Below are 25092 nucleotides of genomic sequence, written 5' to 3'. Positions count from 1 at the left end.
GTAAGTCTTCTCCGCGGTTGGCAACAACATCTGCTGCGATGTTGTTATTCATATTATCGCCTGTTGGGAAAGTTTTATACATAAATTGCTTGCAGGTTCTTACTTGTAAAAGCTTTTACAGGTAGCTTGTCCATTTTTTTTGTGTTAGTATAAAAAAGTATGAAAACAGCGAATGGTGACGAATATGAGGATAATATCTGGCAGTTGTAAAGGTAGAAGGTTAAAAGCGGTTCCGGGAACATCAACGAGACCGACGACTGATAAAATGAAAGAGACCATTTTTAACTGGATTGGTCCCTATTTTAATGGAGGACTTGGGCTTGATTTATATGCCGGAAGCGGTGGGCTCGGTCTGGAAGCGTTAAGCCGGGGACTTGATCGGGTCATCTTTATAGATAGCAATAAATTTGCCGTGCAAACGGTTAAAACGAACATATCTTTATGTGGTTTTGATGATCAATGCGAGATATATCAAAATGATGCAAGAAGGGCTTTAAAAGCTGTCACAAAGAGAGGCTTGCAGTTTGATGTCATTTTTATTGATCCTCCATATCAAAAGCAAAAAATTGCCGCATTGCTTGAAGAGATCGATAAACATTCATTATTAAAAGAAGCGGGCTCTATTATTTGTGAACATGATCCAGAGGTAAAGCTTCCCGCATCGGTCGGAAAGCTCATACAAGCAAAACATACTGATTATGGGATGAGCGGTTTGTCGTTATATACGAAAGAGGGGGAATCAGAATGAAGAGAATCGCAGTATGTCCGGGAAGTTTTGATCCCGTTACAAACGGGCATTTGGATATCATTCGCCGGGCGGCGAAAGTATTTGATGAAGTAAGTGTCGTTGTTTTAAGCAATTCTTCCAAACGCCCATTATTTTCTACAGAAGAAAGAACAGCGTTATTGCAGCAAGTAACGAAAGAAATACATAATGTGAAAGTCGATTCCTTTAACGGCCTGCTTGTCGATTATGCAAAGGGCGTTGGTGCAAGCGCTATTGTAAGAGGCTTAAGGGCCGTTTCCGACTTTGAATATGAAATGCAAATTACATCTATGAACAGGGTGCTGGATGAAAACATCGAAACGTTTTTCGTTATGACAAATAGTCAATATTCTTTTTTAAGTTCCAGCATCGTCAAAGAAGTTGCGAAATACGGTGCGAATATCTCGGATTTGGTTCCGGCACAAGTTGAAAAAGCGCTGAAAGAAAAGTTTTTGCAAAAGTGAAAAGATGCTTAATTTGCTGTTCTCATCTTGTGCAAGTAAAAACCGATTCCAACGATCAATAGGAGGATTGTACTAATCGGTCCGATATGGCTAAGCCAAGCCAATGCTTTTTCCCACCAATTAACTTGGAATTGCAAAAATGCCGGTATGGCTGATGAGTGTATTAAAAATCTTTGTTCAAAGGGAATCCATAAAAGGAATGTAAACAATCCGGATATAAACCCTTGCATGATGCGGGCAATGAAAAACGGCAGAAAGCGAATATCTGTTTGCGCCAGTATACTGGCAACTTGCGCTTGAACACTGAACCCGCTGAAACCCAAAATAAAGCTGGCCATTACGACTTGATACATCAGGCCTGCATCCACTGCTTGACTTGCCATTTGGTTTCCGATCGTGATTTCAAATAGCCCGGCAATCAAAGGAATGCTCAAGTCAGTCGGCAGTTGGAAAAATAATAATAGTACTTTGGCGATTTTTGCCAGAAACAATGTAATATGAAGATGAAACAACAGCTTATTAAGCACTGAAAACAGAATGATAAACCCGCCAATCATGAGCAGTGTGTTGATAGATGTGATAACCGCGTCTCCAACTAGCTTGCCGATTGGCTTTTTATTTTTAAGCCTTGTGTGATGCAATGCGGACAGTGCTTGGGCAAAAATGGGGCGCGTGGATGCTCTTTTATACTGCTTCGGCTTCGTTTCTTTTTTACCGTATCCTCTCATGATTACACCGACACAAAAATTACTAAAGTAATGAGCCGCTGCCAACATAATCCCCAGTTTCGGGTTGTGAAAGAAGCCAACCGATACTGCTCCAAAAATAAAAAGGGGACTGGAACAATTTGTAAATGATACGAGCCGTTCGGCTTCGCCCCTGGTTAACTGGCCTTCTTGACGCAGTCGGGCAGTAATTTTTGCTCCTGCCGGAAAGCCGGAAGCCATCCCCATCGCCCAGGCAAATCCACCCACTCCGGGGACTCTAAATAATGGGCGCATGAAAGGCTCAAGTAATATTCCTACAAATTTAACGACTCCGAATCCGATCAGTAATTCGGAGAGTACAAAAAAAGGAAAAAGGGATGGAAAGACAATTTCCCACCACATATTTAATCCCCGAACGGAAGCTTCAAATGATTTTTCCGGCAGTAGGATCATGGAAGCAGCCATGCATGAAATGCTTGCGGCGAGTAAGATCGTTTTTATTTTTGATAAACTCAATTCATGACCTCCCTGTCCAACGTCCCTACATAATCAATATACTCATAGGCTGTTCATTTAGACCATAAAATGAGGTAGGGAGGTGTGACAATGGAGAAGCCAACAGTCGGCCTGGCGCTTGGATCAGGCGGAGCAAGGGGTTTTGCGCATTTGGGGGTCATTAAAGCTTTGGCGGACCATTCCATCCCGATTGATATGATTGCCGGTAGCAGCATGGGGGCGCTCGTCGGCTGTTTTTACGCATTCGGACATGATGTTGACAAGCTAATCAAGCTGTCAAAGGCGTTCCATCGAAAGCATTATTTGGATTTTACGATACCAAAAATGGGGTTTATTTCCGGAAAAAGGCTCAAAAACTTCATTCGGCTTTTTATGCAAGGAAAGCGATTGGAACAATTACGTATCCCTGTAGCGGTCATTGCCACCGATTTGCATACGGGGGAAAAAGTGGTTTTTAGGGAGGGGCAGGCCGAAGAAGCAATCAGGGCAAGCATTTCGATTCCCGGCATTTTTGTGCCGGAAAAAATCAAAGGGCGGCTCCTGATTGATGGCGGGGTTTCTGACCGGGTACCCATCGCAACAGTAAGAGAAATGGGCGCGAATATTGTAATAGGTGTTGATGTTTCAAGAATCAATACAAGAGCGGATATTCAAACGATTTACGATGTGATCATGCAAAGTATTGATATTTTACAAATGGAAATCATTGCTGCGCGGGAAATGGAAGCAGATGTAATGATTTTACCACCGGTGGAACACGTGAATGCGCGGTCCTTTAGAAATATCGAAGAGATTATCCAGATAGGGGAAGAGGCCGCCCTTTTAAAATTGCCCGAAATAAACGAAGCAATGAAAAGGTGGCCCCACACTATGGACGATTCCCGATCATGATGGGCGGTTGGGCAAATTCAAGGGAGACCAGTCTGCTTTTTTCAGGATCAGGCAATACATGTGCGTATACTTGAGAAGATTTTCGATCCAACATCAGCCATTCGTCAGGGTAAGAGGAAACAGTTGAAATGAGCGGAAGCTCCAACTCTTTTTTTCGTTTGTTCAAGTAATCTCTTCCGGCGGAACTCATTCCGAGTAAACGAATATACTGTGGCTTTTTGGCGGCAGGAATCATCATATTTTTCGGTGTGTTTGTTAAGATGTGTACACAAATTCGTTGCAATCTCGTCCATGTATATCTTTTTGTTTTGGCACTTTCCATAAACGAATGGAAGCTCTTTGCATTTTGGGCTGTTTTTTTAAGCCGGTAAGGCAATCCTTCTTCGGCATCGTATACTTGCTGAAGTTCATCATCACTCATTGTGAGCAGGCGGTATTGAAGATAAGGCCAATAATCTTCCCAATCATGGAGCTTTTTGTATCTGTTTACATAGGAAGCGAGCGCGGAAAGTGTTGATTCGGGAACATAAGCGGCAATGTGATCAAGGTTGGGATTTTCGCTCAATGATTTGCGAATCGATGTAGCGCTTGCCATTTTCTCATGATGGAAAGTTTGATCATGGTGCCCCGCTTTGTTTCTTTTTACTGTAAAAAAATGAATATGGCTGTTAATCTCATGTGCTGCACGTATGTATTGGTAGCCCAATATGTTATTCGGTTTGGATAAATCAACGCCATTGCGCAATCCATCTTTAACGGCTTCGTATGCCAGCGCCAAGGCCCGGGGATAACTGACTCCCTGTTTTACATAACGTTTTATGTGATCGTTATATGTTTCGGAATGCTTATTTAAATAATCCAGCGTATTAAAAAATGGCTGGACCTCTCCCGATTCGCTGCCAAAACAAATAGAGTCGCATTTTAACGCATTTAGCAGATAAACGGCTCCAAAAGCAAAAATTTCCGCTTTTTGGACAGCAAATGCATACGGCAATTCCACCACAATATCCGAGCCGGCCTCAAGGGCCATTCGTGTCCTGTACCATTTTGAAATGAGTGCGGGTTCTCCCCTTTGCAAAAAATTCCCGCTCATGACACAAATGACCACACCCGCTCCAGACACTTCCTTTGATTTGTGTAAATGATACAGATGTCCGTTATGAAATGGATTATATTCTGCAATAATGCCAACACTTTTCATAAGATCTACTCCTGTTACAATATCGTAACTATATATTACTTGAAACAACCGTTGATGGGAAATAAAGTGAAACTTCATTTAGTAGGGCTCCTACTGAATGTTAGTTGAACCAATCGGGCATTTAGGTGCCGTTTACTCCCACTTAGACCTTTTGTATTCACTCGAGATTTTGAATTGGGAGTTTTACGGCACCTTACATGCGGGATAAATAAGGAGGGGAATATCCCCTCGAAATTATTTCGATTCATTCCGATAGCCCGGGAAGCCGCCGTAGCCCGGGAAGCCGCCGTAGCCCGGGAAGCCGCCATAAGAAGGATATTGTCCCATTGGTCCATATCCGGTATACCCAGGGTATCCCGGAAAGCCGCCCATGCCTGCCGGTCCACCATAACCGCCAAATCCGCCAGGTCCCGGGAAGCCGCCATAACCAGGATATCCGCCCATAATAGGAGAGGGCCCGTAAAATTGCCGTTCTTTATTGTCCATTGTTTCACCTCCAGGTGATCATTTCGAATTAGTGTATGTATAAATAACCAAGCTGTGAAGGCGATTGTCCTTTTTATGTACCGAGATTTTTATGTTCAGTTTCTTTCATAATGGGTAAGGGTAAAATAAGAGAAGGTGGGGAAAGGTGTAAAGAGGATTATATTGACAAAAGGAGTCGTGAAAGATATAATAACTTTTGTTGCCCAGAGGTGATGATAATGAAGTGGACGGTAGCTGAATTACATAAATATCAACATGATGTAATGGAGCTTGATGAGACAATCAACGTGAATAAGGTCCTGCAAAAGGAAAATCCCGACATTAGGGATATATCACCGGTTCATGTAAAAGGAACAGCAGATATTGACGCTCGCAAGGTTACTTTTCATCTTGTCATTACCGGTACATTTATCTTGCCTTGTTCGAGAACATTGGCAGACGCCCGCTATCCTTTTCATATTTCTTCGGCGGAAACTTTTTTGTTAAATCCTGCGCTTTACAATGATGAAGCGGAGATGGCTCATGTAGTCGAAGGCGGCGTCGTAGACTTAATGCCCGTAATTTATGAACTGCTTCTGCTGGAAGTACCGATGCAGGTTTTTTCTGAAGAGGCGCAAACAAATACGGAATTGCCTGCGGGAAAAGGATGGGAAGTCCTTACCGAGGAGCAGCTGGCTAAAGCCAGGGAACAAGAGAAGGAAAAGGTGGACCCTCGGCTGGCAGGGCTTGCCAAATTGCTTGAAAAAAACAAAGATACTCAAAAATAATACGATGACTGCACTGTAAGGAGGTGGGAAGAATGGCTGTACCTAAAAGAAGAACTTCTAAAACTGCAAAAAGACAACGCCGGACTCATTTTAAGTTGCGTGTACCAGGAATGGTTGAATGCCCAAATTGCGGTGAATTAAAGCTTGCCCACCGCGTTTGTAAAGAATGCGGAACTTATAAAGGTAAATCGGTAGTAAACGATTAATTTTTGCTGCATGAAAAAACGTGATGAGGAAAGCCTCTTCACGTTTTTTCTTTTTTTGGAAAGCTGAGTGATAATGGGGAAAATCATTTTTTTTTTTCAAAAACATTCGGTTTGTAAAAAACCCTATAAGTCAACATCGGTTTGACGGATGTTCAAAGCATTATATCAAATGTGCCGCCCGAACATCAGGTGAACTCGATATGACGCTTATGGAGAGCGGCTGGTGTTGCCCGGGCGATTAAGGGAGGAGCTCCGAAAGTAGCTCATGTTCAGCATCTTGGCCGCTTAAGGCGAAGTTTTTTCCGCTTGCTTCAGGGGAGATCCCAAGTTGATGTTGCCTAAACACGATAGCGTTCAGAAATCAGGTCATCAAACTCGTTTCGTAAATATCTTAAACGGCGGTTGAGTGGCTCTATATTTTTTCCGAACAACCAAGGCACTTGCTGACCTTCCAATGGAAGTTTATATGAACAAGGCCACGGCGTCCAAAAGCTTGGCACTAGACTGTTCGTTAGGCCGCTTCACTAACTTGCCTATAAAAAGTATTGTATTGCTTACTTACTTCGGACAAGCAAATTAACCGCCTCTTGAACGAGCTCTTCTGTCTTCTGTGTTCCTTCCGCTTCTGCCTGCTTTACGCATTCCACAAGGTTTTGGCTGACGATTACGCCGATCGAACGGTCAATGGCTGTTCTCGCTGCCGACATCTGTGTAATCACATCTTTGCAGTCTTTACCTTCTTCCATCATTCGTAAGATTCCGCGTAATTGTCCTTCTATTCTCTTTACTCTATTTTTTAACAGGTCATCATAATGCATGGTATATGCTCCTTTCAAAAGTACGATGTAAAGTTAATTCTACATTATATCCTATTGGAAAGGCGATAGGCCAAGCTTACAGTTTTGTCCTCTTTTCATTATAATAGATGAAAAGCACTAATGGAGGAAAACGATGGGGGATTTTATACAATATAAATCAGAAGAAGGCATTCTTTTTGGGAAGATTACAAGACCCGAAAAGCGAAATGCCGTAAATTATCAAGTCATGGATGGGTTTCAGGAGTTGCTTGATCGCGCCGAGAGTGACCGTTCTGTTAAAGCTGTAGTTATTACCGGGGAAGGCTGTCGCGCTTTTTGTGCCGGAGGGGACATTGCCGAATTTCATGATCTGAAAACCGAAGAGGAAGCCATTTCCATGTTGTCGCGAATGGGAAAGTTGTTATACCGGCTTGCCACGCTTCCAAAACCGACGCTTGCTTCCCTAAATGGCACGGCAGTGGGCGGTGGATGTGAGATAGCGGCGGCCTGCGACTTTAGAATCGCACGCAGCGGGGCAAAACTAGGTTTTATTCAAGCGAATCTTGCCATTACAACTGGATGGGGAGGGGCAAGCTTGTTGTATGAGCGTTTGGCCCCTTCCACCGCTTTTGCATTATTGTCTGAAGCAAAATTACATACTGCGGAAGAAATGGAAGCTATCGGTTTTTTGCAGAAAGTATATGATTCACTAAAGGACCAAACAGCATTCGATTTTATGGAAATCATCTTGCAAAAAGATACAGGAGTAATAGAAGCTTATAAAAAGGCAATGATTGAGAAATTTCATGCTGTCCATTTAAAAGAACGCATGGAAAATGAAATAAAGCGATGTGCAGAACTTTGGGCGCTTGATGCCCATCATGATGCAGTTTCCGAATTTCTAAATTAATAAATATACCATTCCGCTATTCTATCTCTTCTATTACATGCATATGTATGTGTTAAAAAGCCGGGAGTGATGAATATGGCGACAGGACGCCAAGATGCATGGACGATGGAAGAAGATAGACTGCTTGCGGAGATTGTATTGGAACATATCCGGGCAGGAAGCACCCAATTAAAAGCTTTTGAAGAAGTGGGGGCGAAACTGTCGAGAACAGCAGCAGCATGTGGATTCCGGTGGAACTCCTATGTCAGAAAAAAATATAAAAATGAAATATCCGAAGCGAAAAAAGCAAGAAAAGCGTATCCGAAACAGGGGAGAAAAGGGAAAGAGCCAGATATACAGGATGAGCCAAAAGAAAAAGCAAAAACCTTTTCTACAAAAGACATTATTCAGTTTCTAATGGATATGGAAGAAGCACAGTCCAACATCCAATCTGAGTCAGAGATACAAGAAGCGTTAAAAAGGGAAAATGAAAGACTAAAACAGGAATTGGCAGAAACGAAACATCAATTGCAAACCATCAAAAACGATTATGCATCACTTTTGGGAATTCTGGAAAAGGCGAGGGAAGTAGCGGCAATTGACCGGGAGAAAAAAACGAGACAAAAAGCCGAAGCACAAACATAAAAAAAGAAGCTGTCCGAAAAGTAATATTGGAGCTTGAGAATCAAAAAATAAAACCCAAGAATGCTGTAAAATCAACATTCTTGGGTTTTAAGTTTTAGTGTCTTTACGCTAAGTTGGAGCCCCTTCCGTTTCTCTAAAAGCTAGCTTCTGCTGGTTCTTTCCGGACAAATGACATGATACCGGCAATTAAATAGAGAAGAGCGGGTAAAAAGCCAAATCCTACTGAAACAACTCCGGTCAAAACTGCACCAACAATAAACATCCATCCGGCCAGTTTTGGGCTTTTATTTTTAGAGATGTTGACGACGGCAATGATACCAAAAATAATTCCAAGGATGGCCGCCGCAACCACGGCCCAGCCAAATGTGCTCATGAGCCCGAGTATTGCATCTGCATCATCGGGATTAGCACTAAACGTTGGGTCGTTGGCCATTTGTTCAGTTGTGGTATCTGAAGTAGCCGCCCATGCAAAAAAGCCTCCTATTAAGGAAAGTAAAGCATTTAATATGATGCCAATGACTCCCAGTACAACTTCACCTGTTCTTTTCATCAAGATTCCTCCTCTTTAAGTGTAACGGTGTCTGTATATAGTACGGAGAGGAAGGAAAATAGTTTCGATTTTTTTAAAACAAAAAAGGTTTTTCGGGGCCGCATCAGGCCGCCGAAACTGCTGAAATGGCGTTACGGCCGGTGTTCACCAGCCTTTTAGGCGTTATTCCATTCCTCTTTTTTGCTCCGAAACTCCCTCTGGGTACCAAACGAGAGGGTTTTCCCCTAAATCCCTTTCAACACTGTATGTAACCGGCTCAAAACCCATTTTCTCAAAAAAAGGCCGAGAATTCATTCGGGGATTTGTTTTTATGGGCATTTTAAAACTCTTAGCGTAGTTTACCAGTTTTGTTCCCAACCCTTTTTCCTGATAATCTGGGAGCACTTCCAATTTCCATAATTCTAAATAATCCTGTGGCGGGTTAAAATATTGGTCATACTTGGCATCTCGCTTGTAAAGGCTCATCCTCGCCACCAGTTTATCGCCATAATAAATTCCATAAAAAGGAGAGTCGATTTCATCTTCCACAAAGTTTGTTTGTAAGTCTTCGAGCATGGACAGCTCTTGGGCACCGTATTCCTTAAAATGTTTGAAATCTTCCATCGTCTTATAGTTGATTTTTAACTTTTGTACTTCCGTCGGCATATTTTCATCCCCTTATAAATCCTATTTGTTAGAAATTATCTATTTTAGTTTCATTATATAACAAACCCCAAAAAAATTCAGATATAATGGTAGGAAACGGTTACACCTTTTGGGGGAGGCCAAAGAGCATCGTACAATTAACGGTAATGGAGGAGTTGGATGTGGAAGAAATCAAAGCGGCCATGGCTGGAACAGTTTTTAAAATAATGGTAAAAGAGGGCCAAGATGTCTTGAAGGGCCAAACGGTTGTTGTGTTAGAGTCAATGAAGATGGAAATCCCGGTGGATAGTCCGAGTGCCGGAAATGTCGCTGCATTAAAAGTGGCGGAAGGGGATTTTGTCAATGAAGAGGATGTTTTAATTGTATTGGAATGATACAAGTTTCCAAGGTGGCTTGTTGCACAATGCTGTATTATGGAATGTTCGGCATCTCTTTTCTTCCTTTGCAGGAAGGGGAGTTATGGTATTTTTGCTAAAATAGAAACTGAGGAATACTGGGAGCGGGTGAATGAAAAATGAAAGTGGGCATTATTGGAGGAGGCTCCATTGGTTTGTTACTGGCGGCTTATCTAGGAAAATGTGTTGACATAACGGTTTACACCCGTACGGAAGAGCAAGCCGGAGAATTGGCTGAAAAGGGTATTCGATTGGTCACTCATAAGGAGGATTTCTTCACGAAGGTAAAGGCCCGCAAAGAATTTGGCGACTTGAATCGCCAGGATTTTATTTTTGTGGCGGTGAAGCAATATCATTTGGACGATCTTGTTCCGATTGTCCGTGAAATCGCCAGCGATATTCCGCTTTGCTTTTTGCAAAATGGCATGGGGCATCTTGAATGGCTGCCGAGTCTCCCGAACAAAACGATTTTCCTGGCTACGGTGGAGCATGGCGCCAAACGGGAAGATAGCAGAACGGTTGCCCATAATGGAATAGGTAAAATCAACATCGGATTATACCGTGGCGACAGCAGCAGCTTTCAAACATTATTCGGCTGCAAGCACCCAAATTTTCCGTTTCAGTTTCATCATGATTATGAAGGGATGTTGGTAGAAAAATTAATCGCTAATGCACTGATCAATCCATTGACAGTTATTTTTCAGGAAAAAAACGGTGCCCTTGTGGAAAACCCTTATTATTTTCAACTCTTCAGGCTGTTGTTTGAAGAGATTTATGAAATATTCCCGGATGATGATAAGGAAAAAACATTTCAAAAAGTTGTTAATATATGTCAAAATACGAAAGACAATACTTCATCCATGCTAAAGGATATTCAAGGGGGAAGAAAGACCGAAATTGAGGCTATATTGGGATACGCACTTCGTTCAGCCTCCCAAAAAGGCCTGAATCCTAAGACGTTACAGACGGTTTATCTCATGGTAAAAGGGATTGAACAGGAAAGGAGTTGAGGAGAGAAATTGACAGCAATTTTTTCATCTGCGGCAGGACTTTTTATTACAATCCCGTTTCTTTTTTACATATTGCTTTTTACGATTATAAAACAAATAACGAAAAATCACCGGTTGGCGTTGAACAGTGCGATTAATGCCACTACATTTGTTTTGATTATATCCGTTCATTTGATCATTTTGACGATTTGGGACCGCTCCTTTCTCGCGTTGATTATACTAGTCATGCTCGTGCTTGCCATTATGTTTACTTTTTATCATTGGAAGACGAAAGAAGAAATTCATTATCGAAAAGTGTTTATCGGCTTTTGGAGATTTAATTTTCTGGTATTCTCACTCCTTTATGTCAGTTTAATTCTTTTTGGCGTTATATCTCGCGCAAAGGAAGCGTTGACTGTATAAATCAAGCAGGAAAATGTCTTTTAACGATTTTGTTTGCTATACTCTTTGTGACTGAAACAGTAGGAGAAGGGGAGTACCTTATATGGAATTGCAAAGTACCGTTGTTCCTGCAACGAATCGGTTTGCCTCTTTATATATAGAAAATAGAGAGAACATCCAAGAATTTTTTCATTATGACATAACGAAGAATGGCATATTCAGGCAACGGTATCGGGATGTGCTCGAGCGTCATTTTGACAGGGCCAGTTTGGCTGCCTGTATTGAAAAATATATGAGCCGGTTTCCAAAGTCGGATGCAACGGGGCTGGCACTGGAAAAGCTCCGTGACCAACGGTCGGTAGTCGTGATCGGGGGCCAGCAAGCCGGCTTGTTGACAGGTCCTTTATACACGATCCATAAAATTATTTCCATTATAAAACTTGCTGAACAACAAGAAAAAGAACTGGGAATTCCCGTTGTACCCGTATTTTGGGCAGCCGGGGAGGATCATGATTATCAAGAGATCAACCATCTCTATGTAAGAGAAAAGCAAACGTTGAAAAAAATAACGTATCCCCAACAAATGACAAGCAAGAAAATGGCTTCCCACATCGAATTTGATAAAGGGGTCATGAAAAGTTGGATCCGCCAAGTATTTTCCATGATGGGTGAAAAACCCCACACAAATGAAATTCTCCCTTTTTTAGATGAAGCCGTTCATCATTCTGATACAGTAGTTGATTTCTTCACATATATCATTCTTTCGTTGTTTAAAGATTATGGACTGCTCGTCATTGATTCTGCAGACCCTTCACTTCGTAAACTTGAAAAGCCTTATTTTTCAAAGTTGATTGAGCGAAACCAAGCCATTACCGAAGCTGTTTTATCTCGTCAGACGATCATGGAACAAAAAGGCTTTGAGAAGGCGATTGATATGGACGAAAACGCGGCCAATCTGTTCATGAATACAGATGTCGGGCGGGAATTGCTTTTATATGACCCGGCTGATCAAGTATTTATCAGCAAGGGTGGAAGTATTGTGATGACGGAGGAGCAATTGCGGCAACATCTTCACGATCACCCTGAAAGCTTTAGCAATAATGTTGTAACGCGGCCGCTGATGCAGGAATGGTTGTTTCCCACTTTGGCCTTTATAGCCGGTCCTGGTGAAATCGCCTATTGGGGCGAGTTGCAAACAGCTTTTGAAACAGTCGGTATGGAAATGCCGCCGATTGTTCCCCGATTACATGTTACATTGCTGAACCGTGCCGTTGAAAAAGACTTGGAAGACCTTGAATTATCATTGGAAAAGGTGCTTCAGCACGGCTGCAAGGAAGAAAGGGAACAATTTTTAAAGCATATTCAAGATAAACAGTTGGCTGTCCTTGTGCAGCAAACAAAGGAGAGCCTCCAGGAGCACTATCAAAAAATCCGGACCCATATATATGAAGTTGACCGTGGACATACACGCCTTGCTGATACAAATCTGGCGTTCCACCTTCAACAGCTTGATTTTCTACAGAGGAAAGTAGAAGAAAGTGTCATAAAACGGCATGAAGCGATATTAAACAAGTATCTAAATGTGGAATTAATGCTCCGCCCGGCAGGACATCCGCAGGAAAGAGCTTGGAATATTTTTTACTTCCTAAACGAATACGGCCGTCATTTCATTCATTCTCTTGCAAACAAACCATACGAATTTGACGGGAAGCATAAAGTTGTAAGAATATAGTCGATAAAAAACCGAATCCGCTGCGGATTCGGTTTTTTTATCGAACAATCGGATGAATTTGCGATAAATTTTTTTGAAAAAATGGTGGAGGAAGGTGGGGGATTGTGGTACATTAATTATAGAAAGTGGGGGCACGGGTCATGTTCATGGGGGAATATCGCCACAACATTGATACAAAAGGCCGTTTGATCGTTCCTGCCAAATACCGGGAACATCTTGGAGAATCTTTTGTCATTACAAGGGGACTTGACCGATGTTTGTTTGGCTACCCATTTTCCGAGTGGAAGTCCATTGAAGAAAAATTAAAAGCTCTCCCCTTAACGAAAAAAGATGCCCGGGCTTTTACGAGGTTTTTTTTCTCTGGAGCAGTAGAGTGTGAACTTGATAAACAAGGAAGGGTCAATTTGCCTTCTTCCCTTCTCGACTATGCAAAGTTGGAAAAGGAATGTGTCATTTTGGGTGTGTCCAACCGTTTTGAGATTTGGAGCAAGGATATATGGGAAGACTATTTTTCAACTTCAGAAGAATCATTTGCGGAAATCGCTGAAAACATGATTGACTTTAACATATAACATGCTCCAAGGCCTCAAAGTGAATTGGATGGTGAAAGCTTTGTTTAATCATGAAACTGTATTATTGAAGGAGTCTGTGGACGGCCTGAATATTCGTCCTGATGGTATATATGTGGATTGTACACTTGGCGGAGCCGGGCATAGTTCATATATTTTATCCAAACTTACGAATGGCGGAAAATTGTTTGCGTTTGACCAAGATGAAACTGCTCTGCGGTATGCGCGAGAAAAGCTGAAAGGTTATGCGGAACAATTTACGGCCATTAAAAGCAATTTTAAATATCTCCAAGAGGAACTCCAACATCTTGGGATAAATCGTGTCGACGGTGTTTTGTATGATTTAGGTGTATCATCACCACAATTGGACACACCAGAGCGCGGCTTTAGTTATCATCATGACGCTCCTCTTGACATGAGAATGGATTTGGAAGGCGACTTAACAGCTTATGAAGTAGTCAATAACTGGACTTATGAAGAGCTGGTGAGGATTTTTTTCCGTTACGGGGAAGAAAAGTTTTCCAAACAAGTGGCGAGGAACATTGAAAAGACAAGGGAAAAAAGGCCGATAGAAACAACAGGCGAACTTGTAGAGATCATTAAACAAAGTATTCCGGCACCGGCAAGAAGAAAAGGCGGCCACCCGGCCAAGCGGATCTTTCAGGCGATTCGCATCGCGGTAAACGATGAGTTAAAGGCCTTCGAAAGTTCGCTGAAACAGGCTATTCAGTTGCTAAATCCAGGCGGAAGGATTTGTGTGATCACTTTCCATTCCCTGGAAGACAGAATTTGTAAACAACTGCTCAAGGAAGCCAGTTCCGTACCAGATCTTCCTCCCGGCCTGCCCGTTATTCCGGACGAGCTGAAGCCGGAAATGAAGTTGATAACGAGGAAGCCGATTGTTCCGACAGAAGAGGAACTTGCCGTAAATAACCGATCCAGATCTGCTAAATTAAGAATCGCAGAAAAACGATAAATATACATGAAAAGAATGGGGGAAAATCTGTGAGCAATCTTGCCCGAAAGCAACATGAAACAATTCACAAGTCTTTGGGGCCAAAAGAAGTTCCCGTTCAAAAGGTTCAACGCCTTGCCCGCATCAGCCCCGGGGAAAAAATTCTATTTATCATTTTTGTGTTGTTTGTTGCCTTTATGGCTGTTAAAATTGTCAGTGTGCAGTCTACTATTTATGAAGTGAACAAAGATATTCAGGATGTCCGCACTTCGGTCCAGGAACAAGCAAAAATAAATGCTGATTTATCCATGCAAGTGGATGATTTAAGTAAATACGACCGTATTTGGGAGAAAGCGAAGGAGCGCGGATTTGACTTGAATGAAAATAATGTCAAGGTTGTTGAAAAACGATGAATGTTCAAAAAAAAAATAGGAACATAGGAGCAGCGCTGTTGTTTTCATTATTCGGGCTGCTTTTTTTTGTCTTAGCGGTTAGGATCTTCACGATACAATACACGGGCGAGGTCGAGGGAAAAGCTCTGGCGGCAAAAGCGGCCCAAAAATATATGCGCACAGAAGTGCTGAAAGCAAGCCGGGGAACGATTTACGACAGGCAAGGAGAAGTCATTGCCGAAGATTCTGCCTCTTATACGCTTGTGGCTATTTTGAATAAAAAAGCAACCACAAATCCAAAACGCCCGAACCATGTGACCGATCCCGAAGGCACAGCACGTGAATTGGCAAAGCATATTTCCCTGAGCGAAGAAGAAATATATAAGCTGCTTACAAAAAAAAACCGCTACCAAGTTGAGTTTGGACAGGCGGGACGTGACTTGCCGCATCATATTAAAAAGAAGATCGAAGCGTTAAAATTACCCGGTATCACCTTTATAAAAGATACGAAAAGGTTTTATCCCAACGGCATTTTTGCTTCTCACCTGATCGGTTATGCCCAAAAGGGAGAGGAGGATGAAAAGGGGGAGGACATTACCGGAAGTACCGGGATTGAAAAAAGCTATGATAAATTGCTGAAGGGAACGGATGGTTCACTGAAATATTCTGGGGATGTGTGGGATTACATATTGCCAAATTCCGAAAAACAAGTCGTGGAGCCGAAAGATGGCAACGATTTATATTTAACAATTGATAAAAAGATTCAAACGTTTTTAGAAGACGCCATGAATCAAGTAGAAAAGGAACACTCCCCAAGCCGGATGATGGCGATTGTCGCCGATCCGAAAACAGGAGCTATATTAGGGATGGGCCAGCGTCCCACCTTCCATCCGACAACAAGAGAAGGAATCGATAAAACGTGGCATAATGAGGTTGTTGAAGCGTCCTTTGAACCCGGATCGACCATGAAGGTTTTTTCTTTGGCAGCCGCGGTTGAAGAAGGTGTTTTTAATCCCAATGAACAATTTAAGTCGGGCGTGTATTATGTTGACAAAAAACAGCCGCCCATTAAAGATCATAACTATGGAAGAGGCTGGGGAACTATTCCCTATTTAGAAGGTGTTCAACGCTCTTCGAATGTTGCTTTTGCAAACCTGCTGGAAAAAATGGGGACAGATACGTGGAAACAATACATGGAGAAGTTCAAGTTTGGCGTAAAGACAGGGATTGAACTTCCGAATGAAGCTACCGGAAAAATTTTATACAACTATCCGGTCGAAAAGGTAACGAGCGTATTTGGCCAAGGGACAACTGTAACATCGCTGCAAATGGTCCAGGCCATGTCAGCCATTGCAAATGACGGAAAAATGATGAAACCTTACGTGGTTGAAAAAATCGTTGATCCTCAAAGCGGGGAAGAAAAGAAAACAAATCCCGAATCAAGTGGACAGCCAATCAGTGCCGAAAGTGCTAAAAAGGTCCGGGATTACCTGGAAACAGTAATTACCGAAAAAAAAGGGACCGGGCATCAATTTTATCAGCTGGAAGGTTATTCAGTAGCCGGAAAAACCGGGACATCACAAATACCTTCACCAACAGGCGGCTATTTGCAAGGAAGGGAAAACTATATATTTTCCTTTATCGGAATCGCCCCCAAGGAAGACCCGAAGCTTATCATGTACGTGATGGTGGAAAAACCGAAGCTGAAAGAAACGGAAAATGGTGCGCTCCCGGTATCAAAAATCTTTAAACCAGTCATGCAAAACAGCTTGAAATACTTGAATATCCAGCCGGAACAAAAAAGAAAGACAAAACTGTCCAAAGTTCCGGATTTAACGAAGATGAAAGCGGAAGAAGCAGTCAATTCCATGAAGGAAAGCGGCTTGCAACCCATCGTGCTGGGCAATGGGGATACAGTTGTAAGTCATTCGCCAAGTCAAGGTGAAAAAGTGTTGGAAGGCGAAAAAGTTGTTTTAAGGACAGATGGCGACCTCTTAATTCCAGATATGAGGAACTGGTCGAAACGCGATGTGCTGAAAGTGGCGCAAGTGGGCAAATTAAAAATAAATATAGTTGGAACCGGATTTGCCGTAAAACAAAACTTGAAGCCAGGAACAAAAGTGAGGGAAGGGGACAGCCTTGTCGTCAATTTTGAAACACAGCTTCAAATGATTGAAAAGAAGAAAGCGAATGAAACCGCCGATCAAGATGAACGTCCGTTAAACTGATCAGCTGAACCCCCGCAAGCAACTATGCCTGTTCTATGTAAAAAGGACAAGGCATATGTTGTAAGGAGCCGAATAATGAGGGGGTTCATTTTAGTGAAGCGGGTTTCTGCTGTAACCGTAAGGAAAAGACTATCTTTTTTTCTCTTTATAGGTATCATTGTATTTTTGATCATTGACATCAGGCTGGGATATGTTCAATTTGTGCTAGGGAATTCGTTAACAGACAAGGCCCGCGACTCGTGGAGCCGAAATATCCCGTTTGAGCCTGAAAGGGGACTGATTTTGGACCGAAACAATGTTCCCATAGCCGAAAATAAGAGTGCGCCGACGGTTTACATTGTTCCAAGGCAAATCGAGGACCCGGCCCGTTCGGCAGAAATGCTGGCCAATGTGCTGGATGTGCCGGTAGATAAAGTGTATAAGCGCATGACGGCCAATTCTTCCATAGAGCGTCTGCCGGAAGGAAGAAAAATTTCATATGAGAAGGCACGAGATGTGAGAGCCCTGAATATTAAAGGTGTGTATATCGCGGAGGATTCGAAACGCCACTATCCGTTCGGCCGCTACTTATCCCACGTGCTTGGCTTTACGGGAATTGATAATCAGGGATTGATGGGGCTGGAACTGTATTATGATGAAGAATTGCAGGGAAAAAAAGGATCGGTCCAGTTCTTTTCGGATGCGAAAGGAAGAAGGATGCCGGACATGTCGGATGACTTTGATCCTCCGGTTGACGGCTTTAATCTGCGGCTGACGATAGACACAAAAATACAGACGATCATGGAGCGGGAATTGGATAACGCTGAAGTACAGTATAAGCCGGATGGGATTGTGGCCCTTGCGATGGATCCGAACAACGGGGAAATTCTGGCCATGTCAAGCAGGCCCACTTTTAATCCTTCAGAATACCGCGACGTCCCGCAGGAAATATATAACCGAAATCTTCCGATTTGGAGTACGTATGAGCCGGGGTCAACGTTCAAAATTATTACACTTGCCGCTGCTTTGGAAGAAAAAAAAGTTGATTTGGAACACGGGCAGTTTTTTGATTCTGGTTCCGTCAAAGTAGGAGGAGCAAAATTAAGATGTTGGAAAAAAGGGGGGCATGGGAGCCAAACGTTTTTGGAAGTAGTTCAAAACTCGTGTAACCCCGGATTTGTGGAGCTTGGGGATCGGCTTGGGAAAGAAAAATTGTTTAAATATATAAGAGATTTCGGTTTTGGCGCAAAAACGGGCATCGATTTGGCTGGCGAAGGTACTGGCATACTCTTTCATATGGATCAAGTGGGACCAGTGGAACAGGCAACGACCGCTTTTGGGCAAGGAGTGTCAGTCACGCCCATACAGCAAGTAGCCGCTGTAGCTGCCGCAGTCAATGGAGGCACTCTTTATCAGCCTTATATAGCAAAAGAACTAGTCGATCCGGCAACAGATGAAGTCGTAATGAGAAAGAGCCCTGTCGCTAAACGGCGCGTTATTTCCGAAAACACTTCCAAGCAAGTCCGCCACGCTTTGGAAAGCGTTGTTGCCCAAGGTACAGGCAGAAATGCTTTTATAGAATCTTTTCGGGTTGGCGGAAAAACGGGAACCGCCCAAAAAGCAAAAGACGGACGTTATCTTGAAAACAACCATATTGTTTCGTTTATTGGATTTGCGCCGGCGGATGACCCGCAAATTGTCGTTTATCTCGCAGTGGATAACCCAAAGGGGACCATTCAATTTGGAGGTACTGTAGCCGCTCCGATCGTTGGAAAAATTATGGAAGATTCATTGCGTTCACTTGATGTGAAGCCCCGCAAAAAACAAATTGAAAAGAAGACAACATGGCTTGATCCCAAAATGGTTACCGTTCCTGATTTGAAAGGAATGACGAAAAAAGAGCTATTGCAGCAAATGCTGAATTTAAAGCTTGAGGTGAGCGGGGATGGAACGACTGTTATCCAGCAGGCGCCCGATCCCGGAGTCAAGGTGGAGGAAGGATCAGTGGTCAGAATATACATGAAGTAATCAGGTATGCAGAGATCTGCCCCGCTTCCTTCGGGGCAGATTTTGCTTGGCATGAGTAGATTTTATGGAAACTGTTTGCTGATGGTAAAATATGTAATCTAGATAAGAGGGTTTTTTCTATTGCGAAAAAATGAATCTGTGGATAATATAATGGATGGCAGATGTCACCAAGGAAAATAACATCATTTGTACTAAGGAATGCATGTTCCTGTATATTCATATAATAGTATATTATCATACGGTCTTATGGTAAAATGATGCCAATTAAAGAATGCGCAAGCTTTCATAAAAGGACGATAATGTTTCATAATAGAAAGGATCGGATCCATGAAGTTACATAGTCTATTAAAGGTATTGCCGTTAACAAAAGCTCCCCGGGAAAATCCCGATATCAACAGCATAACAAATGACACTCGAAAAATTGAACCAGGTGCGTTATTTATTTGTATAAAAGGCCATCAAACAGATGGACATCAATTTGCGAATGCGGCCGTGGCAAAGGGCGCTGTTGCCGTATTAGCGGAAAAGAAAGTGGCAGTGGAGGCGCCGGTAATCCTTGTCCCTGATACGAAACGGGCGATGGCAGTGTTGGCTGATGAGTTCTATGGCCACCCTACGCAGCGACTGAATTTAATCGGAATTACCGGTACAAATGGAAAAACGACAACGAGTATGATGATTGAAAACATTTTTAGAGATGCCGGCAAAAAAACAGGCTTGATTGGAACGCTTCATATAAAAATAGGGGATGAAAAATTAGAAACAAAAAATACCACCCCTGATAATATTGTACTCCAGCAAACATTTGCGCATATGGTTGAAGAAGGAGTCCATACAGTCGCCATGGAAGTATCTTCCCATGCCCTTATCCAAGGAAGGGTAAATGGCTGCGACTTTGATGTGGCTGTGTTTACAAACTTGTCCCAAGATCATTTGGACTACCACGAAACGATGGAGGAATACAAAAGGGCGAAAGGTCTTTTGTTCTCCCGTCTGGGCAATATTTACGACAGGAATAAGCCGAAGTTTGCCGTGATCAACGCCGATGATCCGGCGGGACCATATTTTGTAAAAGAGACGTCAGCCCATGTTGTCACCTATGGAATCGATCAGCCGGCCGAATTTTCGGCGGGAAATATACAAATGAGTGTCGACGGGGCCTCATTTACCCTTCATTCCCCTGAAGGCAAGCAAGAAGTAAAACTGAGATTAATGGGTAAATTCAGTGTGTATAACGCCTTGGCTGCCATTACGACTGCATATGTCGCGAATATTCCGCTCCAATCGGCAATTCATTCCCTTGAACAATTGGAGGGGATTCCCGGCCGCTTTGAAGCAGTGAACGCGGGACAGGATTTTACAGTGATCGTCGATTATGCTCATACGCCTGACAGTTTGGAGAATGTCCTGAAAACCATTCAGCAGTTTGCGAAAAAACGAATTTTTACCGTCGTTGGCTGTGGCGGGGACAGGGATCGGACGAAACGGCCCCTCATGGCGAAAGTAGCTTGCGTTTACTCGACAAATCCCATATTCACATCAGATAATCCGCGCACCGAAGACCCGTCGGCCATTTTGGCTGATATGGAGGCTGGGGTACAGGACCAACGCTACAAAGTGATTCCCGATCGCAAAGAAGCGATCCAGACAGCCATTAGGGAAGCCAAACAAGGGGACGTTGTGTTAATTGCCGGAAAAGGGCATGAAACGTATCAGATTATCGGCGAGAAAGTGATTGATTTTGATGATCGTCTTGTGGCCATGAAAGCAATTGAGGAGCTATAATGATGCTTGAATATAATGATGTTTTACGGATCCTTCCAGAGTTCCGGGGTGTGCAAGTCCCGATTTCTTTTAAAAAAATTACCTTTTCAAGTGAACATGATCAGGAAAAAGGGTTGTTTGTTTTTACCGCGGATGATGATGATCTTCAACAAGCCATTCATCAGGGGGCGGTTGCGGCGGTGTGGAAGAAGGATGTGGAGGTTCCATTTTACGCACCTAATCATTTCCCCATATTTTTTGCGGATGAACCAGCAGAAGCGGTTGTTCAGATAGTTGATCAATATAAGCATAAGATCAGTATTGGAAAAAAAAGAGGAAAAACAGAGTTGATTATGCCAAAAATAAACAATGAACGATATAGAGATATATTTACACAAATTTGTCACTTGCTTCAAAATAACAGCAACAGGGAGGGGGAACAGTGATGATGGAACGTGTCATTCTTTTTACGATCTTGATGTCTTTTTTAGTCACTGTTTTGTTATCCCCTCTTTTTATTCCTTTTTTAAGAAAGTTAAAGTTTGGGCAAAGCATTAGGGATGAAGGACCCAAATCCCATCATAAGAAAAAAGGTACGCCTACGATGGGCGGCATTATTATTTTGCTGTCAATCATCGTGACAACATTGACGATGACGGGAAAATATTCTCAGCCCGGTTTGGATACATATTTACTGCTGCTTGTTACATTTGGTTATGGTTTGCTCGGCTTTTTGGATGATTTTATCAAAATCGCCCTAAAGAGAAATCTTGGCTTAACATCGAAGCAAAAACTATTGGGCCAAATTGTCATTGCGCTTATTTTCTATTTCGTCTTAAAGCGATTTGGATTTGATACGGCAGTGGAGATTCCATTAACAAATTGGGAACTTGATTTAGGGCCTTTTTATGCCCTATTCCTTGTGTTTTGGCTTGTCGGCTTTTCGAACGCGGTTAACTTGACCGATGGGCTGGACGGTCTTCTGTCCGGAACGGCCGCCATTGCATTTGGCGCTTTCGCTATTCTTGCCTGGAGCCAATCTCAATACGACATTGCCGTATTTAGCGTAGCTGTTGTTGGCGCCCTGTTGGGCTTTCTCGTCTTCAACGCCCATCCGGCCAAAGTCTTTATGGGCGACACGGGATCGCTTGCGCTTGGGGGAGCTATTGCCGCGATTGCGATCATGACAAAAATGGAACTCATGCTTCTCCTCGTCGGAGGTATCTTTGTTATTGAAACACTTTCTGTTATTATTCAGGTAACCTCCTTTAAACTTACAGGAAAAAGAGTCTTTAAAATGAGTCCGCTCCATCATCATTATGAGTTGTCCGGCTGGTCCGAGTGGCGGGTCGTGGTAACATTTTGGGCAGTCGGCTTGCTTTTTGCCATCTTGGGAATTTACATAGAGGTGTGGGTATAAATTGAAAAACATTGAAATATATCGTCATAAAAAAATACTTGTGCTTGGCCTGGCAAAAAGCGGGGTTGCCGCTGCATCTCTTTTACACGAACTTGGCGCCTTTGTTACGGTCAATGATAAAAAGCCTTTTGAGGAGAATCCGGCGGCTCAAGGCTTGCTGGAAAAAGGAATAAAGGTGATTTGTGGAAGCCATCCTCCCGAACTCCTTGACGACGGGTTTGAACTGATCGTAAAAAACCCCGGGATTCCATACGGGAATCCTCTTGTCAGGAAGGCTGTGGATCATCATATTCCGATCATTACGGAAGTAGAACTTGCTTACCAAGTGTCAGAAGCGGATATTATTGGCATAACGGGGACAAATGGGAAAACGACCACGACTACACTGATCTTTGAAATGTTAGAAGCAGCGGATAAAAATCCATTGATAGCAGGAAATATTGGTACGGTGGCTTCTGAAGTAGCCAGGGAAGCATCTTCCGACAATACGATCGTCATGGAGCTTTCCTCCTTCCAATTAATGGGAGTCCGCACATTCAAACCCCGAATTGCCATCATAACAAACATATATGAAGCCCACCTTGATTACCATGGAACGATGGATGAATACAGTCAGGCGAAAGTGAATATTACACTGAACCAATCGGAAGGCGACCATTTGATCGTCAATGGGGATCAGGAGCATTTATTGGAACTCGTAAAAGATTCAAAGGCCCAGAAAATCTTCTTTTCTACCAAACAGCCGCTTGCAGAGGGCATATCCATACAAAATCGCAAGATTGTATGGTTTGATGAGGAAATTATTTCACTTGATGAAATCATTTTGCCGGGAAAACATAATCTGGAAAATATTCTTTCGGCGATTGCGGCAGTCAAGCTGATGGGTGTTGAAAATGAAGCGATAGTCCGTGTTCTTGGCAGCTTTAAAGGGGTGGAGCATAGGACACAGCTCGTCACGGAAATGAACGGCCGCACCTTTTATAACGATTCAAAGGCAACCAATATATTGGCGACAAAAAGTGCATTGGAAGCTTTTCAAAGCCCCGTTATTTTGCTGGCGGGCGGACTGGACAGAGGTAACGATTTTGATGAACTTGTCCCATATTTAAAGGGAGTGAAGGCTTTAGTCGTATTTGGACAATCAGCGGATAAATTGGCCAAAGCGGGAAAAGAGGCGGGAATACGATCCATACATCATGTCGATAATGTGGAGGAAGCTGTTCCGGTTTCGTACAGCTTGTCTGAGCCGGGAGATATTGTCTTATTGTCGCCCGCGTGTGCGAGCTGGGATCAATACAAGACTTTTGAGGTTCGTGGTCATATTTTCACAGAGGCCGTGCATAAACTGAAAGAGAGCCTATAATGAGGACATGCCGCGAATAAGGAATCTTCGCATCCCAAACTGAAGGAGCAGGCTCAATAAAAAGGAGACAGAGGTGCTGTTTCGTTGCCTTTTAAAAAATCCACTCCTGATTTTATTTTAATTATAGTTACCTGTACATTGCTGGCTTTCGGTTTAATTATGGTATACAGTGCCAGTGCGGTTTGGGCAAATTATAAATTTAACGACTCTTTTTTCTTCGCCAAAAGACAGTTGTTATTTGCCGGGCTTGGTTTTGCAGCGATGTTTTTCATGATGAAGATTGATTATTGGTCATGGCGGAAATGGGCCAAGCCGCTTTTGCTCATCTGCTTTCTTTTACTGTTGATTGTTTTAATCCCCGGCATCGGCATGGAGAGAAACGGTTCCCGAAGCTGGATCGGGGTCGGGGCTTTTTCCATTCAGCCGTCTGAATTTATCAAGCTTGCCCTTATCGCTTTTTTAGCTAAGTTTCTTTCAGAAAACCAAAGGTATATTACAACGGTTAAAAAAGGTCTTTTGCCTTCTTTGTCTCTTGTCTTCTTTGCGTTTGGACTCATTATGCTTCAGCCTGACCTCGGAACGGGAACGGTCATGGCAGGAACGTGTGTCGTCATGTTATTCATCGCGGGTGCGAGAATTTCTCATTTTGTTTTTCTAGGTTTGGTGGGACTTGCCGGCTTTGTCGCCCTCATTGTATCCGCTCCATATAGAATGGCCCGAATTACTTCATTTTTGGACCCGTGGCAAGACCCGTTGAACAGCGGATTTCAAATCATCCAGTCGCTATATGCGATCGGCCCGGGCGGATTGTTCGGATTGGGGCTGGGCCAAAGCAGGCAAAAATTTTTTTATCTGCCTGAGCCGCAAACAGATTTTATTTTTGCTATTTTATCGGAAGAACTTGGTTTTATCGGGGGAAGCTTTGTCATTTTGTTATTCGCTTTGTTGTTATGGCGGGGAATTAAAATAGCGCTTGGCGCCCCTGATTTATATGGCAGTTTTCTCGCCGTGGGCATCATTTCGATGATTGCCATACAAGTAATGATCAATATTGGGGTTGTAACGGGCCTTATGCCAGTAACAGGCATCACCTTGCCTTTTCTGAGTTATGGCGGATCTTCACTCACGATTATGCTGATGGCCGTTGGCGTATTGCTCAATATTAGCCGTTATGCACGTATTTGAGAGAAACTCCAAATAATGGGTTTCTTTTTTTATTACGGTTGTTCTCCAAATGTTTCTTCATTTTACAAATAGACAACAATCGTTATGTTTCACATTTTTCTTGTGTAAAATATAGTAAAATAAGATAATTGAAGAGTTAAATGAATATGATGATCTCACTG

General features: G+C 42.8%; 27 protein-coding genes. 21 read left to right on the top strand and 6 right to left on the bottom strand.

Going from position 1 to position 25092, the window contains the following annotated elements:
• Window positions 1–184: 184 nt before the first annotated feature.
• On the top strand, window positions 185–748 hold the full coding sequence (gene rsmD, locus MHB50_RS10565; RefSeq protein WP_340085248.1) for a 16S rRNA (guanine(966)-N(2))-methyltransferase RsmD: 564 nt from the start codon (window positions 185–187) through the stop codon (window positions 746–748).
• Window positions 745–1230, top strand: coding sequence for a pantetheine-phosphate adenylyltransferase (coaD, locus tag MHB50_RS10560; protein WP_077111020.1), 486 nt, complete (start codon window positions 745–747; stop codon window positions 1228–1230). The genes rsmD and coaD overlap by 4 nt, the downstream gene beginning before the upstream one ends.
• An 8-nt stretch (window positions 1231–1238) precedes the next feature.
• Here coaD and ylbJ read toward each other — a convergent pair whose 3' ends face one another.
• Window positions 1239–2453, bottom strand: coding sequence for a sporulation integral membrane protein YlbJ (gene ylbJ, locus MHB50_RS10555; RefSeq protein ID WP_340085247.1), 1215 nt, complete (start codon window positions 2451–2453; stop codon window positions 1239–1241).
• A gap of 90 nt (window positions 2454–2543) precedes the next feature.
• Here ylbJ and MHB50_RS10550 point away from each other — a divergent pair, with 90 nt between their 5' ends.
• Window positions 2544–3344, top strand: a complete 801-nt coding sequence (locus MHB50_RS10550; protein ID WP_077111024.1) for a patatin-like phospholipase family protein — start codon at window positions 2544–2546, stop codon at window positions 3342–3344.
• Here the strand turns inward: MHB50_RS10550 and MHB50_RS10545 are convergent.
• Window positions 3322–4623: a nucleotidyltransferase gene (locus tag MHB50_RS10545; RefSeq protein WP_340085246.1), complete on the bottom strand. Its 1302-nt coding sequence runs from the start codon at window positions 4621–4623 to the stop codon at window positions 3322–3324. The genes MHB50_RS10550 and MHB50_RS10545 overlap by 23 nt on opposite strands.
• A gap of 156 nt (window positions 4624–4779) precedes the next feature.
• The gene (locus MHB50_RS10540) at window positions 4780–5031 is read right to left on the bottom strand and encodes a spore coat protein (protein WP_340085245.1); all 252 of its coding nucleotides are present in this window, start codon (window positions 5029–5031) and stop codon (window positions 4780–4782) included.
• Between the two features lie 218 nt (window positions 5032–5249).
• Here MHB50_RS10540 and MHB50_RS10535 point away from each other — a divergent pair, with 218 nt between their 5' ends.
• On the top strand, window positions 5250–5798 hold the full coding sequence (locus tag MHB50_RS10535; protein ID WP_339163597.1) for a DUF177 domain-containing protein: 549 nt from the start codon (window positions 5250–5252) through the stop codon (window positions 5796–5798).
• Between the two features lie 32 nt (window positions 5799–5830).
• Window positions 5831–6004, top strand: coding sequence for a 50S ribosomal protein L32 (gene rpmF, locus MHB50_RS10530; RefSeq protein ID WP_077111828.1), 174 nt, complete (start codon window positions 5831–5833; stop codon window positions 6002–6004).
• 554 nt (window positions 6005–6558) lie between these two features.
• Here rpmF and MHB50_RS10525 read toward each other — a convergent pair.
• Window positions 6559–6822 (bottom strand): metal-sensitive transcriptional regulator, encoded by a 264-nt coding sequence (locus MHB50_RS10525; protein WP_077111827.1) that lies wholly within the window; start codon window positions 6820–6822, stop codon window positions 6559–6561.
• Window positions 6823–6955: 133 nt separating this feature from the next.
• On the opposite strand from MHB50_RS10525, the gene MHB50_RS10520 reads away from it, so the two are divergent.
• Entirely contained in the window at window positions 6956–7711 is a 756-nt protein-coding gene (locus tag MHB50_RS10520; protein WP_340085244.1) for an enoyl-CoA hydratase/isomerase family protein, read from the top strand.
• A gap of 75 nt (window positions 7712–7786) precedes the next feature.
• Complete coding sequence (locus MHB50_RS10515) at window positions 7787–8335, top strand: RsfA family transcriptional regulator (protein ID WP_077111825.1); 549 nt, start codon at window positions 7787–7789, stop codon at window positions 8333–8335.
• Window positions 8336–8468: 133 nt separating this feature from the next.
• Here the strand turns inward: MHB50_RS10515 and MHB50_RS10510 are convergent, their stop codons facing one another.
• Together MHB50_RS10510 and MHB50_RS10505 are read right to left on the bottom strand one after the other, a co-directional pair.
• Window positions 8469–8885 carry a DUF4064 domain-containing protein gene (locus tag MHB50_RS10510; protein WP_340085243.1) on the bottom strand — a complete coding sequence of 139 codons (417 nt, stop codon included), beginning with the start codon at window positions 8883–8885 and terminating at the stop codon, window positions 8469–8471.
• 162 nt (window positions 8886–9047) lie between these two features.
• Window positions 9048–9530: an N-acetyltransferase gene (locus MHB50_RS10505; protein WP_340085242.1), complete on the bottom strand. Its 483-nt coding sequence runs from the start codon at window positions 9528–9530 to the stop codon at window positions 9048–9050.
• Between the two features lie 161 nt (window positions 9531–9691).
• Here MHB50_RS10505 and MHB50_RS10500 point away from each other — a divergent pair, with 161 nt between their 5' ends.
• From MHB50_RS10500 to spoVE, 14 genes are all read left to right on the top strand, one after another.
• Window positions 9692–9904 (top strand): acetyl-CoA carboxylase biotin carboxyl carrier protein subunit, encoded by a 213-nt coding sequence (locus MHB50_RS10500; RefSeq protein WP_340085241.1) that lies wholly within the window; start codon window positions 9692–9694, stop codon window positions 9902–9904.
• Window positions 9905–10044: 140 nt separating this feature from the next.
• A complete protein-coding gene (locus tag MHB50_RS10495; protein ID WP_340085240.1) occupies window positions 10045–10935 on the top strand; it encodes a 2-dehydropantoate 2-reductase in 891 nt (296 codons plus the stop codon).
• Window positions 10936–10944: 9 nt separating this feature from the next.
• A complete protein-coding gene (locus MHB50_RS10490) occupies window positions 10945–11337 on the top strand; it encodes a DUF3397 domain-containing protein (protein ID WP_077111821.1) in 393 nt (130 codons plus the stop codon).
• A gap of 82 nt (window positions 11338–11419) precedes the next feature.
• On the top strand, window positions 11420–13048 hold the full coding sequence (gene bshC / locus MHB50_RS10485) for a bacillithiol biosynthesis cysteine-adding enzyme BshC (protein ID WP_340085239.1): 1629 nt from the start codon (window positions 11420–11422) through the stop codon (window positions 13046–13048).
• A 140-nt stretch (window positions 13049–13188) separates the two neighbouring features.
• Window positions 13189–13620, top strand: a complete 432-nt coding sequence (mraZ, locus tag MHB50_RS10480) for a division/cell wall cluster transcriptional repressor MraZ (protein WP_077111819.1) — start codon at window positions 13189–13191, stop codon at window positions 13618–13620.
• Window positions 13621–13660: 40 nt separating this feature from the next.
• Complete coding sequence (gene rsmH / locus MHB50_RS10475) at window positions 13661–14593, top strand: 16S rRNA (cytosine(1402)-N(4))-methyltransferase RsmH (RefSeq protein WP_077111839.1); 933 nt, start codon at window positions 13661–13663, stop codon at window positions 14591–14593.
• A 29-nt stretch (window positions 14594–14622) separates the two neighbouring features.
• Entirely contained in the window at window positions 14623–14985 is a 363-nt protein-coding gene (ftsL, locus tag MHB50_RS10470) for a cell division protein FtsL (protein WP_205179420.1), read from the top strand.
• A 38-nt stretch (window positions 14986–15023) separates the two neighbouring features.
• Window positions 15024–17192: a penicillin-binding protein gene (locus tag MHB50_RS10465; RefSeq protein WP_328799802.1), complete on the top strand. Its 2169-nt coding sequence runs from the start codon at window positions 15024–15026 to the stop codon at window positions 17190–17192.
• Window positions 17193–17285: 93 nt separating this feature from the next.
• Complete coding sequence (locus MHB50_RS10460; protein ID WP_339163588.1) at window positions 17286–19199, top strand: stage V sporulation protein D; 1914 nt, start codon at window positions 17286–17288, stop codon at window positions 19197–19199.
• Window positions 19200–19526: 327 nt separating this feature from the next.
• Complete coding sequence (locus MHB50_RS10455; RefSeq protein WP_205179423.1) at window positions 19527–20984, top strand: UDP-N-acetylmuramoyl-L-alanyl-D-glutamate--2,6-diaminopimelate ligase; 1458 nt, start codon at window positions 19527–19529, stop codon at window positions 20982–20984.
• On the top strand, window positions 20984–21409 hold the full coding sequence (locus MHB50_RS10450; protein ID WP_205179425.1) for a hypothetical protein: 426 nt from the start codon (window positions 20984–20986) through the stop codon (window positions 21407–21409). The genes MHB50_RS10455 and MHB50_RS10450 overlap by 1 nt, the downstream gene beginning before the upstream one ends.
• The gene (gene mraY / locus MHB50_RS10445) at window positions 21409–22383 is read left to right on the top strand and encodes a phospho-N-acetylmuramoyl-pentapeptide-transferase (protein ID WP_205179426.1); all 975 of its coding nucleotides are present in this window, start codon (window positions 21409–21411) and stop codon (window positions 22381–22383) included. The genes MHB50_RS10450 and mraY overlap by 1 nt, the downstream gene beginning before the upstream one ends.
• A gap of 1 nt (window position 22384) precedes the next feature.
• A complete protein-coding gene (gene murD / locus MHB50_RS10440; RefSeq protein ID WP_340085238.1) occupies window positions 22385–23746 on the top strand; it encodes a UDP-N-acetylmuramoyl-L-alanine--D-glutamate ligase in 1362 nt (453 codons plus the stop codon).
• An 84-nt stretch (window positions 23747–23830) separates the two neighbouring features.
• Window positions 23831–24931, top strand: a complete 1101-nt coding sequence (gene spoVE, locus MHB50_RS10435; protein WP_077111811.1) for a stage V sporulation protein E — start codon at window positions 23831–23833, stop codon at window positions 24929–24931.
• Window positions 24932–25092: the final 161 nt, after the last annotated feature.

The sequence above is a fragment of the Siminovitchia sp. FSL H7-0308 genome (assembly GCF_037980985.1).
Classification (GTDB): domain Bacteria; phylum Bacillota; class Bacilli; order Bacillales; family Bacillaceae_C; genus Siminovitchia; species Siminovitchia thermophila.
This window is presented reverse-complemented; position numbering and strand designations above follow the sequence as displayed.